This is a genomic window from Sphingomonas sp. NIC1, assembly GCF_001638925.1.
GTDB lineage: Bacteria > Pseudomonadota > Alphaproteobacteria > Sphingomonadales > Sphingomonadaceae > Sphingomonas > Sphingomonas aquatilis.
On record NZ_CP015521.1, the window covers coordinates 1,597,622 to 1,617,645 of the forward strand.

13 protein-coding genes are annotated in these 20,024 nt (G+C 68.9%); 5 read left to right on the forward strand and 8 right to left on the reverse strand.

Translation table 11 applies throughout. The features are described 5' to 3' along the window. Nucleotides 1–74: 74 nt before the first annotated feature. The 6 genes from A7E77_RS07740 to A7E77_RS07765 all read right to left on the reverse strand — a co-directional run bounded on the left by A7E77_RS07740 (nucleotide 75) and on the right by A7E77_RS07765 (nucleotide 7,300). A complete protein-coding gene (locus A7E77_RS07740) occupies nucleotides 75–1,760 on the reverse strand; it encodes an ATP-binding protein (protein ID WP_017980543.1) in 1,686 nt (561 codons plus the stop codon). Nucleotides 1,761–1,827: 67 nt separating this feature from the next. Beyond that, complete coding sequence (locus A7E77_RS07745) at nucleotides 1,828–2,616, reverse strand: TIGR02186 family protein (RefSeq protein ID WP_063687072.1); 789 nt, start codon at nucleotides 2,614–2,616, stop codon at nucleotides 1,828–1,830. Beyond that, nucleotides 2,613–3,527, reverse strand: a complete 915-nt coding sequence (locus A7E77_RS07750; RefSeq protein ID WP_043061052.1) for a sulfite exporter TauE/SafE family protein — start codon at nucleotides 3,525–3,527, stop codon at nucleotides 2,613–2,615. The genes A7E77_RS07745 and A7E77_RS07750 overlap by 4 nt, the downstream gene beginning before the upstream one ends. Before the next feature lie 271 nt (nucleotides 3,528–3,798). Next, entirely contained in the window at nucleotides 3,799–4,788 is a 990-nt protein-coding gene (locus A7E77_RS07755) for an IS30 family transposase (RefSeq protein ID WP_063687074.1), read from the reverse strand. A gap of 131 nt (nucleotides 4,789–4,919) precedes the next feature. After that, a complete protein-coding gene (locus A7E77_RS07760; protein WP_063687076.1) occupies nucleotides 4,920–5,933 on the reverse strand; it encodes a hypothetical protein in 1,014 nt (337 codons plus the stop codon). Then, nucleotides 5,930–7,300 (reverse strand): glycosyl transferase family protein, encoded by a 1,371-nt coding sequence (locus A7E77_RS07765; RefSeq protein WP_078462248.1) that lies wholly within the window; start codon nucleotides 7,298–7,300, stop codon nucleotides 5,930–5,932. Before A7E77_RS07765 ends, A7E77_RS07760 begins: the two co-directional genes overlap by 4 nt. 240 nt (nucleotides 7,301–7,540) lie before the next feature. On the opposite strand from A7E77_RS07765, the gene A7E77_RS07770 reads away from it, so the two are divergent. Both A7E77_RS07770 and pbpC read left to right on the forward strand, forming a co-directional pair. Further along, nucleotides 7,541–13,297, forward strand: a complete 5,757-nt coding sequence (locus A7E77_RS07770) for an alpha-2-macroglobulin family protein (RefSeq protein ID WP_226341878.1) — start codon at nucleotides 7,541–7,543, stop codon at nucleotides 13,295–13,297. Nucleotides 13,298–13,552: 255 nt separating this feature from the next. Then, nucleotides 13,553–15,673, forward strand: a complete 2,121-nt coding sequence (gene pbpC, locus A7E77_RS07775; protein WP_053111677.1) for a penicillin-binding protein 1C — start codon at nucleotides 13,553–13,555, stop codon at nucleotides 15,671–15,673. A 212-nt stretch (nucleotides 15,674–15,885) separates the two neighbouring features. On the opposite strand, the gene A7E77_RS07780 is transcribed toward pbpC, so the two are convergent. Beyond that, nucleotides 15,886–16,458, reverse strand: a complete 573-nt coding sequence (locus A7E77_RS07780) for an outer membrane protein assembly factor BamE (RefSeq protein ID WP_053111676.1) — start codon at nucleotides 16,456–16,458, stop codon at nucleotides 15,886–15,888. Nucleotides 16,459–16,543: 85 nt separating this feature from the next. On the opposite strand from A7E77_RS07780, the gene A7E77_RS07785 reads away from it, so the two are divergent. The 3 genes from A7E77_RS07785 (at nucleotide 16,544) to A7E77_RS07795 (ending at nucleotide 18,148) form a co-directional block, all read left to right on the forward strand. Beyond that, nucleotides 16,544–17,050, forward strand: a complete 507-nt coding sequence (locus A7E77_RS07785; RefSeq protein WP_226341879.1) for a ubiquinol-cytochrome C chaperone family protein — start codon at nucleotides 16,544–16,546, stop codon at nucleotides 17,048–17,050. Continuing rightward, nucleotides 17,047–17,565 carry a YceD family protein gene (locus tag A7E77_RS07790; RefSeq protein ID WP_053111674.1) on the forward strand — a complete coding sequence of 173 codons (519 nt, stop codon included), beginning with the start codon at nucleotides 17,047–17,049 and terminating at the stop codon, nucleotides 17,563–17,565. The genes A7E77_RS07785 and A7E77_RS07790 overlap by 4 nt, the downstream gene beginning before the upstream one ends. A 121-nt stretch (nucleotides 17,566–17,686) precedes the next feature. After that, entirely contained in the window at nucleotides 17,687–18,148 is a 462-nt protein-coding gene (locus A7E77_RS07795; protein WP_053111673.1) for a hypothetical protein, read from the forward strand. 311 nt (nucleotides 18,149–18,459) lie between these two features. Here the strand turns inward: A7E77_RS07795 and tnpC are convergent, their stop codons facing one another. Beyond that, nucleotides 18,460–20,019 (reverse strand): IS66 family transposase, encoded by a 1,560-nt coding sequence (tnpC, locus tag A7E77_RS07805; protein ID WP_063687080.1) that lies wholly within the window; start codon nucleotides 20,017–20,019, stop codon nucleotides 18,460–18,462. Between the last annotated feature and the right edge of the window lie 5 nt (nucleotides 20,020–20,024).

A 20,024-nucleotide genomic window follows, 5' to 3' on the forward strand; every position in this document is an offset into this window, starting at 1 on the left:
CCAAGACCTCATGTGGTAGTAAACTGGCGAGACGGCCAGACGATTGCTCCTAGACCTTTGCCGTTGCTTCCTTTTTACCGCCCCTGGGCGCGCCAGCGGAGGATGGTGCGGGCGATGATATCGTCTTCGCCACCGGCGTCGCACCAGAGTTGCGAGAAAATGGGGTCGGTGGACGCGGGTTGCTTGGCGGGTTCGAGGTTGTCGAAGCTGACGCGGATCGGCACCGCGACGCCTTCGCCGCAGACGATGCATTCGCGGTTGCGCAGCGCCGGGATCGCATCGAGGAAGCCGCGCGCACCCTCCGGCATCGCCGCACGGACGAAGGCCTGGTCGCGTTCGTTGTTGAGGCGCATCGCGATGATCGTGCCGCATTGCGACAGCACGCCTTCCTCGAGATCGGACGGGCGCTGCGTGATCAGCCCCAGGCTGACGCCATATTTGCGCCCTTCCTTGGCGATGCGGCCGAGGATGCGGCCGACCGAGGCGTTGCGCCCGTCGGCGCCTAGGCTGCTCGGGATGTAGCGGTGCGCCTCTTCGCAGACGAGCAGGATCGGGCGCCTGGGCTCGTTGCGCGCCCAGATCGCGAAGTCGAAGGTCATGCGGCTGAGCATCGCGACGACGACCGAGGTGATTTCCGACGGCACGCCCGACACGTCGATGATCGAGATCGGCTTGCCGCCGCCCGGCATGCGGAAGATGCGGGCGAGGAAATCCGCCATCGAATCGGCGACGAGCATGCCGGAGAACATGAAGCCGTAGCGCGGATCGGCCTTGATCTCTTCGATCTTGGTCTTGAGCCTGAGATAGGGGGCAGTGTCGCCGGCGCGATCCATCTTGCCCATTTCGAGGCTGATGAAATTGGTGAGGTCGCTGAGCAGATAGGGGATCGGCGCGTCGACGGTGAGCTTGGCGACGCCCTGGCCCAGGCGATTCTTGCCGCGTGCCATCAGCAGGCACTTCGCCAGGATGTCGCGGTCGAGCTGGCTGTCTTCGCCGCGGGCGGTGACGAAGACCTCGCAATGCTCCTCGAAGTTCATCAGCCAATAGGGCATCTGGAGATTGTTGACGTCGTACAGCGCGCCATTGTTGCCGAAGGCGGCGCCATATTCACCGTGCGGATCGATCATCAGCACATGGCCCTGCGGCGCCAGTTCGCAGATGCGGTGGAGGATCAGCGCGGCGCTGGTCGATTTGCCGGTGCCGGTCGAACCCACGAGCGCGAAATGCTTGCCGAGCATCGCGTCGATGTAGAGCGAGGCGCGGACGTCGCGGGTCGGATAGACGGTGCCGATCTGGATATGCGCGCGGTTGCTGGCCGAATAGATCTGTTGCAGGTCGGCGGTGGTGATCGGGAAGACCTCGCACCCCGGAATCGGATAGCGCGTCACGCCGCGGCGGAAGCCGTACAGGCGGCCTGTCAGCTGTTCCTCCATGCCTTCGCCGAGGAAGTCGATTTCGGCCGCGACCCAGTCGCTCGACCCGTCGCGCAGCGTCAGGCTGCGGACGTTGGCGACCAGCCACGACTGGCCGATGCGCATCTTGATCTGGGTGCCGACCTGGCCCGCGCCGGCGGAAACCGGATCGGATCCTTGCGCGGACAGGGCCAGCGCATTGCGGTCGAACAGCACGCGGCTGCTGCTGCCCGCGATCGTCAGGACGCAACCGATCGGTGCGCCGGACAGGCCGATCGTTTCCTGCACGTCCGCCGCGCTCAACGGCGTACCTTGCGAAAACGAACCCGCCCCCGCCATATCGTTCATCACGCCCGATCCCCGTTCATACCGGACCAAAGGTAGAGGGCGCTGGTTAATTTAGCGTTGGGAACGGTCACACACGGCGCGCGACCCAGCCGGCGCCCCAGCCGAGCGCGATCGACAGCGCCACCGCCGCGATTCCGTAGAGAAACGCATGCCGTTCGGCGGCGCGCGCGACGAAGCGTTCGAAGCCCGATTTGCGGATATCGATGTCGCGTACCGCCGCCGCCAGCACGCGGCCGTCGCGGATCAGGAAGGTTTCGGCGGTGAATCGGCCGACGGGGACGCGCGCCGGGATGGTGAGTCGCGCGCGGTACAAGACGTCGTCGGTAATCTCGACCGCGCGCGGCGCCTCGACATACAGGCCGGCCCGGCGGCGCAGGTCGACGAGGCCCTGCTGGAAGCGATGCTCGACCGTGCTGACCGCATTGGAGCCGGGGGACAATTGCAGGCTGTCGAGCCCCAGTTCGTAGATCGCGCGGGTGCGTTCGTCGACGATCCGGTCGATCGGGCGCGACGAGGCGAGCGCGTAGAAACTGGGCGCCGAACTGTAGCGCTGATGCTGGGCATTGACCCAGATGCCGGCGATCTTTTCCTTTTCGCGGACCAGCACCGATTGCGTCGGGCCCTTTACGATCACCACGATATCGGTCGGCGATTCGCCGGGGGGCAGGCGGCCGCCGGGGTAGAGGATCGCGCCGAACAGCAGCAGCTCGGCGCCCGTAAAGCTGTAGGCGATCTCGATCTGGCGCTGCGACACGTCGGGGACGAGCATCGGTTTCGCCGTCGCAAAGCCGCCCGGCGGCGCCGACGACGCAAGGAGCGCGGGCGCGACGAGCAGCAGAGCCGCGCGGGCGCTCACGTCAGCTCGACCGTGAAGATTTCCTCCGGCCGCCAGACGAGGCCGAGCAGGATGCGCAGGCCGACTAGCAGCACCATGATCGCGAGCGCGAGGCGGAGATATTCGGGCTTTACCCGGCTGGCGAAGCGCGCGCCCAGCTGCGCCCCCGTCACCGATCCGAGCAGCAGCAGGCCGGCGAGCACGATGTCGACCGCCTTGGTGGTGGTCGCGTGGACCATCGTCGCGACCGCGGTGACGAACAGCGTCTGGAACAGGCTGGTGCCGACGACGACGCTGGTCGCCATGCCGAGCAGGTAGATCATCGCCGGCACCAGGATGAAGCCGCCGCCGATGCCGAGCAGAATAGTGAGGATGCCGGTGAAGAAGCCGAGCAGCAGCGGCGCGAGCGGCGAGATATAGAGGCCCGAGGCGTAGAAACGCGTGCGCAGCGGCAGCGCGGCGACCAGCGGATGGTGGCGCCGCTTGCGCGCGCGGGGGCGGACGCGGCCCTTGGCGACGCCGATCGCACCGATCGATTCGCGCGCCATCAGCGTACCGATCGATCCCAGCATCGCGACATAGACGACGCCGATCACCGTATCGATCTGGCCGCTGGCTTTGAGCAGCTGGAAGATCCACGCGCCCGCCCCGCTGCCGAGGATGCCGCCGGCCACCAGCACGCTTCCCATCTTCACGTCGACGCCGCCGCGGTGGAAATGCGCGAAGACGCCCGACACGCTCGCGCCCGTCACCTGGCTGGCCGAGGAGGCGGCGGCGACGGTGGGGGGAATGCCGTAGATGATGAGCAATGGCGTCGTCAGAAAGCCGCCGCCGACCCCGAACATACCCGACAGCAGCCCGACGCCGCCGCCCAGCAGGATGATGACCAGCGCGTTGACCGACAGGTTGGCGATGGGGAGGTAGAGGTCCACGAAAGGCTTTATACGCGGCTGGCGCCGCGGGACTAGGACCATCGTCATCGAACGGGTCGGCGGGCCGGTGGACGCGCGGCGTGGTAGCGCATTCCTTCCCCCACCAAGAGAGGTGGCATGCCGCAGACATGACGGAGGGGGAGGTGGAGGTGGCGCTCTGTTACCGGCAACGGTCCTTGCCGCCCCCTCCGTCACCGCCTTTCGGTGGCGCCACCTCCCCCTTGCGGGGGAGGAGTGTCTGACCAGCTGGATGGCGACCAGTCTTATTCCGTCACCCCGGACTTGATCCGGGTGTGGATTCACAAACGAAGTGCAACGGGATGAAAGCCTCGGCGGGTGTTTGGAAGCAGAGGCATTTTCGGGGTGTATGGTTGTGTTTGGCGAGGATGTCGTCGAGTCTGCGTTGGGACAAGTCTCCGGCATCGGTTTTGCGCGGTAGGTCGCGCCTTAGGCGACCGATGGCATTTTCCACGCCGCCTTTCTGCCAGTGCGATCGAGGATCGCAGAACCAAGTGTCCAGCGCGAGCTGCTGGGCGATGCGTCGATGGCGTGCGAACTCGGTGCCGTTGTCGAAGGTGAGGGACCTGCGAAGTGCAGGCGGGACGGAGTGCAGCATGGTGACGAGCGCCCTGGCGACGGCGTCGGCCTTGAGGCTGTCCTGGCGCACCGCGATGGTGAGGCGTGAGGTACGTTCGTGTGCGACGATCACGGCGTGGCCGGGTCTGGAGAAGAGCATGGCGTCGGCTTCCCAGTGCCCGGCCTCGCAGTGGGAGGCGACCTGGCCGGGTCGCTCGTGGATCGACCGGCCGGTCGAGCGCGGCCAGCCCCCTTTGGTCCGCCAGCCGCGCTTGTACTTGGCGCGTGGCAAATAGTGGCGCCAGCGCCGGTCGTTGGTGCGTTTGAGCTGGGCGTGAACGAAGCGATAGATCGTCTCATGGCTGATGACCGGTTGCCCGACCTCGCGGCGCAGCCGGCCTGAAACCTGCTCGGGCGACCAGCCGGCGGCCAGGCGGTCGAGGATGGCTTCGCGCAACGCGTCCTCGCGCTCCAGGCGACTGCCATGCCAGCGGCGTGCGGCAGCCTGCGCCTGTGCGTAAGCGGGCCGGTAGCCGACCTTCGCACCATTGCGCTTCAACTCGCGCGAGACGGTCGACGGCTCGCGATCCAGAGCTGCAGCGATCTGCCGGATCGATTGCCCGGCTTCACGAAGCCGGGCAATCGAACAGCGTTCCTCAAGCGTGAGCTGGCGGTAGGTCGACATGGCAGCACCTGTCTCAGGTGTTGCACTTCGTTTGTGAACTCAGCGGGGTCCCGCTCTGAATTGACCGATGGAGAAGCGGGACTCCAGCTCGAGGGCGGGGTGCCGGGAAGGGGGGCGTTCGGGGCTCGCCGTCAGAAGTTGGTGCCGATCGAGAGGGCGGGACCCGAATCGGGTCGGGCGTTGCCGGCGATGCGCTGGCGCCAGTCGGCGGTCAGGCGGAGGCTGTGGTTGGCGACCGGCACGACGAGGCCGAGCGACGGGCCGATGTCGAGTCGCGCAGCGCCGCGCTGCGCCCCGCCCCACGCACCGATTCCGACGTCGAGGCGCGCCTTGCCCCGGTGCGCGACGGGATGCGCGAGGCGGAGCGCGCCATCGACGAAGCCTTCGGTGCCGTCGCGCGCGATCAGTCCCGCCTGGCCATAGCCCTCGACCGTCACCGGCCCGGCGACGGGCGCGGGGCCATAGCCGCCGACGAGACCGAGCATCGTGCCGCCGCGGCCGCCGTCAATCGCGATGCGGCGTTCGGCGAGCAGGTGGATCGGCAATCGGGTCGGCTGCCAGTCGAGGCCCAGCGCCGCTTCAGCACCACGGCCGGCAAGCGGGGTCGAGAGCCGCGCCGCGAGCGCGATGCGGCGCGATGCGCCCAGCGCATAGGTGACGCGAATCCCCGCCTGCGATCCGCCGAGCTGGCCGCCGCTGGCCTGTCCGATCCCGCCGCTGCGGGTGATGCCCCAGACGCTGCCGGCAAGACGCGATGGTCCCCGCGGGGTGATCGCCGCGGGCGTTGCGAGCGGGAGCAGGGGCGGGGGCGGCGTTTGGCGCGGCGTCGGCGTCGGCGTCGTCGTGGCGGATGCGGGACTGTCGCCGTCCGTCCGGGCGGCGGCGGTCGGGATGCGCGACGGTGGTGGCGGCGCCGCGATCGGCGTGCGGTTCGGTCGTGGGACCGGTGTGGCTCCGCTTGTTGGAAGCGAGGAGCGCGCGGCCGCCTCCGCCGGTCCGATCCCGAGCGCGGCGACGATATGCTCGACCGGACCGGCGAGTGGCGCCAGCGGCAGGTCACCTGTCTGGAACAGGGCCAGGGTTCGCATGCCGATCCAGCCGCCGAGCACGATCGCGAGAAAGCGCAAGGGGCGGCCGCCGGTCATGCCAGCGGCGTGCCTGACTCCGGAAAGGCGTGCGCGGTCTTGTCCCAGATCAGCGGGCCGCCACGCAGCAGCGTGAGGTAGCGCCGGATCGCGCGTGGCGCGGCGATCAGCGCGATGATGTTGCCGACGAAGAATCGCGGCAGCGACCATCCCGCCTGGCGCCAGCCATGGTCGTGCGCAGTGCAGCCGACCCGCATGCCCAGCCGCCAGACGAGCAGCAGTGTCGTCGCGGTCAGCAGCCAGTCGGCGAGCCGGTCATCCGCCACCGCGGTTCCGGTCAGCCAGTGCAGGCCGACCGACAGCGGCCACAGGAGGATCGCGGCATAAGCGATTGCGAGCACCAGCACCGACACGGGCGCGCGCCGGTCACGAAAGCGCATCCAGTGATCGGCCAGCGCCTGCGGCCGTCCCCAGCCGGTGCGATCCCATCCGGCGAGCGCGATCCCGGTCATCCATCGCGCCTTCTGCCGCGTCGCGGCGGGCACGCTGTCGGGGAAATAGGCGCGCACCGCGATCAGGCTGTCGTCACGGGGATCGCGCACGCGGGCGAAGCGGCTGCGGCCACCGCGTTCGGCGATGTGGAGGCCGAGCTCGTAATCTTCGGTCAGGCTGGTGTCGTCGAACGGTGCGCCGCCCCGATCCGCGGCGATGGCCGCGAGCATGTCGGTCGCGATCGCACAGCCCGTACCGGCGAGCGGCATTGCGGCGCCCAGCATCGCGCGCACCGGCTGCTGGACGATATGCGCATAGGCGAATTCGTCGGCATAATGGCCGGATACCAAAGATCCGCGACGGACCAGCGGCAGCACGGGCAGCTGCACTACGGCGCATCCTTCGATCAGCGTGTCGAACACGGTGAGTTCGGCGGCGTGGACGACATCCTCGGCATCGTGCAGCACCACCGCCTTGATCGGGCCGTCCGCGGCGTCGGCGACGAGCGCGCGCCACAGGCTGTTGAGGCAATCGGCCTTGGTGGTCGGGCCGTCGCGGGGGCCGACGATCACGCGGATGCGCGGGTCGGTCGCCGCCACCGCTCGCGCCGCCGCGATCGTGCCAGGATCGTTGGGATAGACGCCGACGTAGAGCCGGTAATCGGGATGATCGATGCGCGCGACGGCGGTGGCGAGCATCTGGCCGATCACCGCCTGTTCGTCCCAGGCGGCCACGAAGATCGCGAGGCATCCGCTGTCGGTCGGCGGCGGCAGTCGATCGAGATGCGCGGGAATGGCGCCGCGTCCCATTCCGCGTCGCACCAGGAAACACAGGTCGACGATCAGATCGTCCAGCCCGCCGATCAACAGGCCGGCCGCGGCGAACAACATGGTTTCGCGCGCCGCGGCATCAAAAATCGCGGTGATCCAATCCACGCGCCACCCCCCGGTCCGCCCGGTTGCAAACCTCCATTACGGACTAAAGTTCGGCAAGTCGCTTCTGGCATCGATATGAATTGGCCCGAGATAACGGGCCGGTCGTGCCGCCGGCTTCGAGGTTTTTGCGCGAATCGGATCAATAATGGCCTGCATATTCGCGTGGGGCAGGCAGCTTCGGCCCGCTGGATTCGGCCTCGCGAACCGCCTAGACATGACGCAATAAAGGGGGGCGCGGGCATGCGGCGGAATGCGGCGGTACGGTTGGCGGTGCTGGCACTGGCTCTGGCGCCCGTCGCGGCGTTTGGCGACGACAGCCCGCAGGTGGTGCTCGCCCAGCCCGGCACGGGCGGCGCCGGTGCGACCGGCGGCGGCGCGATCGAACGCTATACGATCCGCTTCAACCAGGCGATGGTGCCGTTGGGCGACCCGCGGGCGAAGGCCCCGTTCAAGACGGGTTGCGCCGGCACCGGCCGCTGGGTCGATCCGCAGACCTGGGTGTTCGATTTCGCCGCGCCGCTCACTGGCGATGCCAAATGCAGCTTCGATGCGGTCGAGGGGCTGAAGAGTGTATCGGGCTACAGCTTCTCCGGGCGGGCGAATTATACGGTCGAGGCGGGCGGGCCGCGCGCGCTCGCGGTGCTGCCGTCGGGGGACGAGATCGAAGAGGATCAGGTGTTCCTGGTCGCCGCGCCGGTCGCGCCGACGCGCGTTTCGGTCGCGGCTAACGCCTATTGCGCGGTCGACGGGCTGGGCGAGAAGATTCCGGTCGACGTGCTCGATGCCGGCCTGCCCGCGAAGCTGCTAGGCGAGATGGGCACGCGCAGCTGGTCGGTGCGCAGCTTCCTGGAGACTGCCGGGCTGCCCGAGGCGGTGCCGGCCACGCCCGCGGAGCGACAGGCCGCCTATGCGGGGATCACCGCGCTGAAATGCCGCCGCGCGCTGCCGCCGGGGCGCGACATGGCGCTGGTGTGGGGCAAGGGGATTGCCTCGGCGTCGGGCAAGCTCGACGGCACGGACCAGCGGTTCGATTTTACCGTGAGGAAGCCGTTCGCCGCGCGCTTCGAATGCAGCCGCACCAATCCGCAGGCCGGGTGCAGCCCGGTGCAGCCGGCGTACGTCCGCTTCACGGCGCCGGTGCCGATGAGCCAGGCCGCGGCGATCCGGCTGACCTTTGCGGACGGCAAGTCGATCGCGCCGACCTTCGATGACGACGACAAAAAGAAGGCGACGATCAGTGACGTCACCTTCAAGGCGCCGCTGCCCGCCGATGCGACCGCGAAGCTGACGCTGCCCGCCGGGATCAAGGACGAGAGCGGACGAGCCTTGAGCAACGCCGAACGCTTCCCGCTGGAGGTGAAGTTCGACGAAGCACCGCCGCTGGTGAAGTTCGCGGCCGACTTCGGCATTCTCGAATCGGCGCAAGGCGGCGTGCTGCCCGTCACCGTGCGCAACGTCGAACCGGCGTTGCAGGGCAAGAGCCTGGCGATCGGCGGGCGGACGCTGAAGGTGGGCGATTCGGATGCGGCGGTCGCCGAATGGCTGCGCACCGTCGCCGCGGCGAGCGAAACTCGTATCGAGGACGTGAAGCGCGGTGACGCGGTCGTCGCGCGCATCAACCACACCGGCGACCGGTCGATCCTGGGCGATCAGGGCGCGGGGCTGACGCTGGGCCTGCCGGGCAAGGGGCGGGCGTTCGAGGTCGTCGGGATTCCGCTGGGCAAGCCGGGGTTCTACGTGGTCGAGCTGGCCAGCCCGCGGCTCGGGCGGTCGCTGCTGGGGCGCAACGCGCCGCGCTATGTCGCGACCGCGGCGCTCGTCACCAACATGGCGGTGCATTTCAAATGGGGCCGCGAGCGCAGCCTTGCCTGGGTGACGGCGCTCGACAGCGGTAAGCCGGTCGCCAATGCCAGCGTGCAGGTGAGCGACAGCTGCACCGGCCGCGTGCTGGCGCGCGGCGTCACCGATCGCAGCGGCGGTCTGATGGTGCCCAAGGGGCTGCCCGAGCCGGAGACGTACGGCAGCTGTTCCGATACCTCGACCGCGCATCCGTTGATGGTGTCTGCACGCAGCGGCGACGATTTCAGCTTTGCGCTGACGACGTGGGGCGAGGGCATCCGGCCGTACGATTTCGAACTGCCCTATGGCTATTCGGCGCCGTCCGAGACGTTCCATACGGTCTTCGACCGCGCGCTGGTGCGCCAGGGCGAGACGATCCACATGAAGCATATCGTCCGCCGGCCGGACGGCAGCGGCTTTGCGATCCCGCCGGGATTCAGCGGCACATTGCGCCTCGCGCATCGGGGATCGGACACGCAGTTCGACCTGCCGCTCAATATCGATGCGCGCGGGGTGGGCGAGACGAGCTGGACCGTGCCGCAGGGCGCGCCGATGGGCGACTATGACCTGCGTATCGTGCGTGATGGCGTGCGGGGCGACGACGTCACCTACACATCGCAGTCGTTCAAGGTCGACGAATACAAATTGCCGACGATGCGGGCGAGCGTGACCGGGCCGAAGGCGCCGGCGGTGCGGCCCAAGTCGCTGCCGCTCGATTTGTATGTCGGCTACCTGTCCGGCGGCGGCGCGAGCAACCTGCCCGTCGACGTGCGCGTCGGCTGGTTCGCGCATAGCGCCAACCCGGAAGGCTATGAGGCGTACACCTTCGGCGGTGCCAAGGTGGAGGAAGGTACGCGCGCGATGAACGGCGACGGCGACGATCGCGAGACGCCGCTGCCCCCGACGCAGACGCTGCCGGCGACCCTCAGCGGCGACGGTACGGGCCATATCAACGTCGACGTGCCCGCGCTCGACGGACTCGCCGACATGCGCGTCGAGATGGATTATCAGGACGCCAATGGCGAGGTGCTGACCGCCAGCCGCGTCATCCCGATCCTGCCGTCCGCGGTGCAGCTGGGCATCAAGACCGACGGCTGGCTGATGAAACAGGACGACCTGCGGCTGAAGTTCGTCGCGCTCGATGCGCGCGGCAAGCCGATCAAGGGGCAGACGGTCTCGGTCGCGCTGTACAGCCGCCAGATTCTCACCGCGCGCCGGCGGTTGATCGGCGGCTTCTACGCCTATGACAACCAGATGCGCACGACGAAGCTGGCGGCGGCCTGCAGCGCCACCACCGATGCGCAGGGGCTGGCCAGCTGCACGATCGATCCCGGCGTGTCGGGCGAGGTCTATGCAGTGGCGACGACGACCGATGCGGACGGCAATGTCGCGCGGGCGGTGCAATCGGTGTGGCTGGTCGGCGACGACGCCTGGTGGTTCGGCGGCGACAATGGCGACCGGATGGACGTGATCCCCGAACGCACTGCCTACAAGGCGGGCGAGACGGCGCGATTCCAGGTGCGCATGCCGTTCCGCGCCGCGACCGCGCTGGTGACGGTGGAGCGCGAGGGCGTGCTGTCGAGCTTCGTCACCGACCTCAGCGGCACCGATCCGGTGGTCGAGGTGCCGATGCCGGGATCGTATGCACCCGACGTCTTCGTCTCCGTGCTCGCGGTGCGCGGGCGGGTGGAAAGCGGCTGGACCAGCTGGCTGCGCGGCATCGGCCAGTCGCTGGGGTTGGTGAAGAGCGAACCCGCGCCCGAACCGACCGCTTTGGTCGACCTCGCCAAGCCCGCCTTCCGGCTCGGTATCGCCAAGGTGAAGGTGGGGTGGGAGACGCATACGTTGGGCGTGACGGTGAAAGCCGATCACGAACGGTTCGCGCCGCGCGGCACGGCGGCGGTCGCAGTGCAGGTGAAGCGGCCTGATGGCTCCCCGGCGACCAGCGCGGATGTCGCCTTCGTCGCGGTGGACGAGGCGCTGTTGCAGCTCGCCCCCAACGACAGCTGGGACGTGCTGACGGCGATGATGGGCGAGCGGCCGCTGTCGGTGCTCACCTCGACCGCGCAGATGCAGGTCGTCGGCAAGCGGCATTACGGGCGCAAGGCGGTGGAAGCGGGCGGTGGCGGCGGCGATGCCGCGGCGGCGATCAACCGCGAGAATTTCAAGCCGGTGCTGCTGTGGCAGGGGCAGGTGCCGCTCGACGCCAGCGGGCGGGCGACGCTGCGCGTGCCGCTGTCCGATGCGCTGTCGTCGTTCAAGCTGGTCGCGATCGCCACCGACGGCAACGGCCTGTTCGGCACCGGATCGACGGCGATCCGCACCGCGCAGGACCTGTCGGTCTATGCTGGCCTGCCGCCGCTGGTGCGCAGCGGCGACTGGTATGCGGCGGGCTTTACGCTGCGCAACGGCAGCGATCACCCGATGACCGTCACTGCCAAGGTGGAGGTGTTCCCGCGGATCGCGCAAGGGCGGCCGCTGACAGTGACGATCCCCGCCGGACGCGCGGTGCCGGTCGCGTGGAACCTGACCGCGCCGCAGGCGAGCGGGACGCTGCGCTGGCAGGTCACGGCCACGTCGAAGGACGGCAAGGCAAGCGACCGGCTGTCCGTCAGCCAGCAGGTGGTGGCGGCGGTGCCGGTCGAAACCTGGGCGGCAGCGCTGACCCGGGTCAGCGACGCTACCAGCCTGCCGATCGCGGCACCGGCGGGGGCGCTGCCTGGGCGCGGATCGGTCGACGTGCAACTGACCGACACGCTCGCGCCGCCGCTGGCGGGCGTGCGCGATTACATGACGCGCTATCCGTACAATTGCTTCGAACAGCAATTGAGCCGGATCGTCGCGCTCGGCGATGCGGCGCGGTGGAGCGCGCTGGCGGGGGCGATCCCGACCTATCAGGCATCCGACGGCCTGCTGCGCTACTGGCCGCGCGAATCGCTCGACGGGTCGGAGGCGCTGACCGCCTATGTGCTGTCGCTGACCAGCGAGGCGGGGCTGCCGCTGCCGCCGGCTTCGCGCGGGCGGATGGTGGAGGGGCTGAAGGCGGTGCTCGACGGCCGCGTCCGGCATGAGACCTATGGCGATCCGCGCCAGCAGAAGCTGGTGGCGTTCGCAGCGCTCGCGCGGGCCGGGGAAGCCACGCCCGCAATGCTGGGGCAGATCGGCCTGCCGGCACAGGACATGCCGACCTCGCTGCTCGCCGATTATATCGCCGCGCTCGACCGGGTGCCCGCCGCCAATGCGGCGGCGCTGAAAGCGCAGGCGGAAGGCGTGCTGCGCAGCCGGCTGGTCTATGAGGGCACGCGGCTCGATTTGTCGGATGCATCGTCGGCGCCTTGGTGGCTGATGACGTCGGGCGATGAGGCGGCGATCAAGGCGTTGCTCGTCACGCTGGGGCGACCGGGCTGGCAGGATGAGGCGGCGAAGATGATGGTCGGCGTCAGCCTGCGCCAGTCGCGCGGCCATTGGGATACGACGACCGCCAATGCCTGGGGTGCGGTGGCGGTGCGCAAGTTCGCGGGGCTGTATCCGGCACAGGCGATCGCGGGCACGACGACGCTGCAGCTGGGTGCGGCGAGCGCGTCGCGCAGCTGGCCGCTCGCCGCCGACGCGCGCACCGTCAGCCTGCCGCTGCCGCCCGCGCAGACGCCGCTGGTCCTGCGCCAGAGCGGCGGGGCGGGGCCATGGGCGACGGTGCTGGTCCGCGCCGCGGTGCCGCTGACCAGCCCGGTCTTCGCCGGATACCGCGCGACGCGGACGGTGCAGGTGGTGCAGGCGCGCAAAGCCGGGCAGCTGACCCGCGGCGACGTGCTGCGCGTGACGATCACCGTCGATGCCAGCGCCGAGCGCAACTGGGTGGTGGTCGACGATCCGATCCCCGCGGGCGCGACGATCATCGGTGACCTCGCCAACCAGTCGCAGATGCTGGGGGAGGGCGGCGACAGCGATGGCGTGCAACCGTCGTACATCGAGCGCGGCAACGACAGCTGGCGCGGCTTCTTCGCCTGGGTGCCGCGCGGTCGCTTCACGGTGAGCTATGCGCTGCGGCTGAACGGCGCGGGCCGGTTCAGCCTGCCGCCGACGCGGGTGGAGGCGATGTATTCGCCGAGCGTGCGGGCGCAGGTGCCGAACCAGCCGGTGGTGGTGGGGCAGCGGTGAGGGGAGCCGTCATTGCGAGGAGGGCGCGGCGATGCAGCGCCGGATCAGGACGCCCTGGATGGCGGCGCTGCGGTCGCCTCACATCCCCCGTCACCCCGGACTTGGTCCGGGGTTCACTCCGCGGCGAGGGGGAAGGCTGGACGCGCAGGCCGTCCCCCCAGCCCCACGGTGGACTCCGGCACCAGTCCGGGGTGACGGAGTGGGTGGGGCGAGCAGGGTGGCAGAGCGGCGGGGCTGCTGGTCGGACCGGCTGACGTGGCGTTCCGCTTCACCCCCCGGCGCGCCCTCGCACTGGTCGGCGTCGTCGCAGTCCTCGGCGGCGGCCTCGACTATACTACCCGGCCACCGCCCCTCCCCGATTACGCCACCGTTCGCGCGCGGTGGCGACCGTCGGAGGCGTGGCTGTACGATCGGCACGGCGCGCTGATCGACAGTGCGCGGGTCGATTTCGCAGTGCGGCGACTCGCCTGGACGCCGCTGTCCGCGATCGCGCCCGATGCCCGCGCCGCGATCGTGCGGGCGGAGGATCATCGCTTCTTCGATCATGGCGGTGTCGACTGGGTGGCGCTGGCCGGGGCGACGCGCGCGCGGATCGAGCGGCAGCGGGCACGCGGGGCGTCGACGCTTTCGATGCAGCTGGCGGGATTCCTCTCGCCGACGCTGGCGCGGCCGGGCGCGCGCGGGTGGCTCGACAAGGTGCGCCAGATCCGCGCGGGCCGTGCGCTGGAGGCGCGGTGGAGCAAGGACCAGATCCTCGAAGCCTATCTGAACCTCGCCGGCTATCGCGGTGAGGCGCAGGGGATCGGCGCGGCGGCGCTGGGGCTGTTCGGCAAGACGCCGGCCAGCCTGACCCGCGACGATGCGCTGCTGCTCGCCGCGCTGCTGCCCGATCCGCGCGCCGATGCGGCGACGATCGCGCGGCGGGCGTGTGCGCTGTCGGGCGATACGGCATGCGCGCGGTTCGCGCCGCAGGTTGCGGCAATGCTGGGCCCGGCGCGCAGCCTGGCGCTCGATCCGGGCTTGGCGCCGCATCTGTCGGACCGGCTGCTGACGAAGCCGGGGCTGCGCATCACCACGACGCTCGACGCCGGAGTGCAGCGGATGGCGGCGGCGGCGCTGCGGCGGCAATTGCTTGGCCTCGGCGGCACGCGCGCGCGCGACGGCGCGGTGGTGGTGGTCGACAATGCGAGCGGCGACGTGCTCGCCTATGTTGGCGGGATCGGCGGCGCGTCGACCGCACCGGCGGTGGATAACGCCAACGCCTATCGCCAGGCGGGATCGACGCTGAAGCCGTTCCTGTATGCGTTGGGAATCGAGCGGCGTTACCTCACCCCTGCCTCGATCCTCGACGATTCGCCGGTGCAGCTCGACACCGCGTCGGGCCTGTACGTGCCGCAGAATTACGACCGTGGATTCAAGGGACCGGTGTCGGCGCGGATCGCGCTGGCGGGGTCGCTCAACGTGCCGGCGGTGCGGACGCTGCTGCTCGTCGGCGTCGAGCCGTTCCGCGATCGCCTGTGGGACCTCGGCTATCGCGGATTGGTGGAAGACGGCGCTTATTACGGCTTCTCGCTCGCGCTAGGGTCGGCGGAGGTGACGTTGCTGGAGCAGGCCGACGCTTATCGCACGCTGGCGCAAGGCGGGCGGTGGAGCCCGTTGCGGCTGACGCTGGACCAGCCGCGGGTGGCGCCGCGCGCGATCGTGTCACCCGCGGCGGCGTGGATCGTCGGCGACATGATATCCGATCCCAATGCGCGCGCCGCGACCTTCGGCCTCGATTCGGCACTGCGCCTTCCGTTCTGGGCGGCGGTGAAGACCGGCACGTCCAAGGCGATGCGCGACAATTGGTGCATCGGCTATTCGGACCGCTTCACTGTCGGCGTCTGGGTCGGCAATGCGGAGGGCGACCCGATGCGCGCGGTGTCGGGCACTAGCGGCGCGGCGCCGGTATGGCGCGACGTAATGCTGGCCTTGCATGCCCGCCTGCCCGGCCGCGCGCCACCGAAGCCCGCCGATGTCGTCGCGAGCCGCGTCGCCTTCACCGACACGCTCGAACAGGCGCGGCAGGAGTTTTTCGTGAGCGGCACCGCGCAGACGCAGGTCGCCGCCGCGCCGGCCGAGGCACATCGCCCGCGCTTCACCAATCCGGTGGCGGGCAGCGTCTACGCACTCGATCCCGATATTCCGGCGGATCGCCAGCGGCTGGTGATCGGGGTCAGCGGCAGTGCTGCCGCGCATCGCATCCAGCTCGATTCGCGCGATCTGGGGCCGGCGGATCACGGCGAACCCGTGATGCCGGGGCCGGGGCTGCACCGGCTGCGGCTGGTCGATGGCGGCGGCCGGATCGTCGACCAGATCCTGTTCACGGTGCGCTGACGAAAATCGTGCGGCGCGAACGAACCAAAGCCCGCATGACGCGTTAGCCGCCACTGATCCCTTAACCCCTTTTGGGATCAGTGCCGGTCCAAGCACGGCACGGCCGCGCCGATGCGTAGCAGGCGGCGCGGCCAACGCCCCGATAGGAATAATCGGCTTGCGCTGGGGTGATGTAACGGGGGCGCCGAATCGACGCTCGCGGAGCTTGTCCCTTACGGCGTGTTGCGACCGCCGCCGGTGTTGCTGCCGCCGGGGCCACCGGCACCCGCGGCACCGACCGTGCCGATGTTGCCGAACAGATCCTCGAAGAAGCCGCGCTTCTTGCCTAGCGTCGGCGTCGTCTTGCCGTACGGATCGACATTGGCGATCTGATCGATACCGGTGCGCGTCACCGACTTGACGGTGCCGTTGGGATCGAAGGTGATCTTCAGCGCGATCTGGTCCTTCGCCTTGGGCTTCTGGAAGTTGAGGTTCCGGCTGTCGCGCGAGACGTAATACCAGTCCTGTGCCCCGAACTGGCTCGCGATCGTCGGCCGGCCGAGCACCTGCGCCACCGATGCGCGGTTATCGACGCCCGGCTGCACCGAATTCACCAGATCGGCGTCGATGATATAGCCCTGGTGCGACCGCAGCGGCGTGCAGGCGCCGGCACCCAGGACACAGGCCACTCCCGCGATCAGACCCACGCGGGCACGGGCGCGGGCGCCGAAACGGGCAACGGATACGCTCATCACAATCTCCAGCGGCGGCTTTCCCGCCCATGGCGCGCGCAGGATCGATTGCATCGCCCGCCGATCGCCTCGATATGCGAGGAACGACAAGGCTTCAAGCGGCAGTGCCGCGGGGCGTGGCAGGGAGGATGGGCGCACAGTGGGTTGGTGGGGACGATTGTTCGGCGAGCGACAGGATCAGGCGCTGCCGCTGTACAATGCGGTGGTGACGCGCGGGCGGGCGGAGCATTGGTATCTGGCCGGAGCGGTGCCCGACACGGTCGATGGCCGGTTCGACATGATCGCCGCGGTGCTGACGATGGTGCTGTTGCGGCTGGAGGCGGAGCCGGCTGCGGCGACGCTGTCGGCGCACCTGACCGAACGCTTCGTCGACGACATGGACGGGCAGCTCCGGCAGATGGGCATGGGCGACCTGGTCGTCGGCAAGCATGTCGGCAAGATGATGAGTATGCTTGGCGGCCGCCTCGGCGCCTATCGCGACGGGCTGGCGGCGGGCGACCTGACGCCGGCGCTGGTCCGCAATCTGTACCGCGGCGAGGCCCCTGCGCCGGAGGCCGTGGCGCATGTGGCGCAGCACCTGACCGCCTTCCGTACGGCGCTCGACGCGACGCCGCTCGACCGCCTGACCGCCGGAGACCTGCCATGACCCCCGAATTCAGCCGTCCCGAACGCCTCGACGCGATCGGCGCGGGCGATCGTGCCGTCCACATCATCGCTGACGAGGCCGAACGCGCCGCCGTGGCACGGCGCTTCGATCTGATCGCGGTCGACCGATTGGAGGCGGAGCTGACGCTGCGCCGCGAAGCCGCCGGCATCGCCGTGCGCGGGCGGGTGACGGCCGCGGTGACGCAGGCATGTTCTGTCACGGGCGTGCCGCTGGCGGCGACGATCGACGAACCCGTCGCCTTGCTGTTCGTCGAACGGCTTGACGGCCAGGACGAGGTGGAACTCGACGCCGGCGCGCTCGACACAGTGGAGATCGAGGGCGGCGGAATCGACCTCGGCGAAGTCGCCGCCGAAACGCTCGCGCTGTCGCTCGACCCCTTCCCCCGCAGCCCCGACGCCGCCGACGCGCTGAAGGCCGCGGGTGTCATCAGCGAGGAAGAGGCTGGGCCTTTCGGCGCGCTGAAGGACTTGAAGGCGAAGCTGGCGGGGGGGTGAGTTGGCGAGGGCGGTGCGCTCAGAGCAGGAGAGTAGGCGACCTAAAGTTTAACCTGCTCTGTCCGCGATTGGGGGGGAAGCGGACATTGCCGCGGCGGATGGCACGCTGCTAACTGCACTTATGGATTGGTCGAAGATCGCCCCGCATTTCGAAGCTGATGGGTCTCTTCGTGACATCTACATATGTGGAACATCGATTGACGATTGGGCGAGCGTTTGGACGGCGCTCATCGTCGAGCCGAGATGCCTAGCATTCACCATCGACGGAGAGTTGAGCACGGTCCCGTCAGTAGTGACCACGGCCTTCCTGCTAGGCCGTGCTCATTCTGTCTGCGCATCTTACGCACTCGGTCGACAGCGCCTGAACTGCCACTTCTTCAGTGAGGAGGAAATTGAGTTTGATCTCGATCTTCGCGATGTCGTTGGACCCGATGAAGCGAAGCAGTTGGCGGAATTTATGACGAGGATGGGGCGAGTTACGTCAAAGGAAGTGCGCCTGACGCCTGAAAACGAAGTGGGCTCTGCGATTGCTCGCTATGAGCCAGTCACTGACGAACTCGTGTGGATGCCTATCACGGCCTGACTGCATGTCCGCAATTGGGCGTAAAACGGCCGAGCTAACCACGTCGACGGAAGCATAGAACGCAGACAGGGATTGGGGATAGCGCGATCCCCATGAAGACCAGCAACTCATCAAAGCGCCACGGTTCGCCCAAGCCTCCCCACGCAAGTGTGAACGACACCATCGCCGCTATCACGAGAGTGTAGCAGACTGCTGCGATGCGAGCGCTGATGTCCGCCTTATCGATCATCGGGTCTGAATAGCACGGTCCTGAACGTTCACTACTGGGCGTGCCGTTGACTTCGCCGTAAGCGTGGCGTGAGGACCGCAGTTTATGCGGCTTGGGCTGTTGGCTGATCTGTCTGGGGCACCCAGTTCCACGGCATCAGCTCGTCCCAGCGGGTGGCGGGCCAGTCGCCGGCGACCCTGGCGATGACATCGGCGATATAGGCCTGCGGGTCGACGCCGTTGGCCTTGCAGGTCTGGATGACGGTGTAGATGGCGGCGGCTCGCTCGCCGCCTGCGCGCGAACCCGCGAACAGCCAGTTGCGCCTTCCCACGGCGACGCCGCGCAGGGCCCGCTCCGCGATGTTGTTGTCGATCTCCAGACGCCCGTCACCCAGGAAGCGGCACAGCGCTGGCCAGCGTTTGGTGCCATAGGCGATGGCTTTGGCCATGTCGGACTTGGGCGACAGGCGGCGAAGGGCAGCGTCGAGCACCTCGCGCAAGGCGTCGACCAGCGACTGGCTTCGTTCCTGTCGCGCTCGACGGCGTACATCCGGCGGCTGACCACGCACCTCCGCCTCGACGGCATAGAGCGCGCCGATGCGCTCCAGGATATCGGTGGTCAGCGGCGTGGAGAGGCGCTCGTGCAGGTCGAACACCTTGCGCCGGAAGTGTGCCCAGCATGCCACCTCTGTGACGCCACCGCGGTACAGGGCGTCATAGCCCGCATAGGCATCGGCCTGGAGAAAGCCGCGAAAGCCGGCGAGATGCGCCTGCGGGTGCGCCGCGGTGCGGTCGGGCGTGAAGCGATACCATGTTGCGGGCGGTGTCGTGCTGCCGGACGCCTGGTCGTCGGCGGCGTACACCCACAGCCGCCCGGTCGCGGTCTTGCCACGGCCGGGGTCGAGCACCGACACCGGCGTGTCGTCGGCGTGGATCTTGTCGGTCTTGAGCACCTCGTCACGGATACGGCTGACCACCGGGTCGAGCAGTGCTGCAGCTTGCCCGGCCCAGCCCGCGAGCGTCGAGCGGTCGATCTCGAGCCCCTGCGCGGCCATCATCTCGGCCTGGCGGTACAACGGCAGATGGTGGTCGAACTTGGAGACGACGACGTGCGCCAGCGTCGCGAAGGTCGCCTTGCCCCGCGCCACAGCGCTGACCGGCGCGGGTGCCTGGACGATCTTCTCGCAAGACCGGCAGCTGTATTTGGGGCGGACGTCGCGCACGACCCGCCAGCGCACCGGCACGATGTCGAGCATCTCGTGCGCGTCCACGCCCAGCCGGCGCAGCGCACCACCGCAGTCCGGGCAGGTGCAGATACCGGACGCCGGCTCGTGGACGACCTCCTCGCGCGGCAGATGCTCCGGCAGACTGCGGACCGGTGCCAGGCGCGGCGCTACTCCAGGCGCCGCAGTCTCGACTTCGGAAACATCCCGCTCCGTTTCCAGCTCTTCCAGCGCCAGCTCGAGCTGTTCGATCTCGCGGCCCAACTTCTCGGAGGAGGCACCGAACTGCATCCGCCGCAGTCGGGCGATCTGCCCGCGCAACGTGTCGATGAGCAGATCGCGGGCGGCGAGCGCGGCATTCGCCCGGGCGAGCGATGCCTCCAGCGCGGCGATCCGCGCGGTGGCATCAGCAGGGGAAACAGGCGCTTCCAGCACCCGCATTTCAT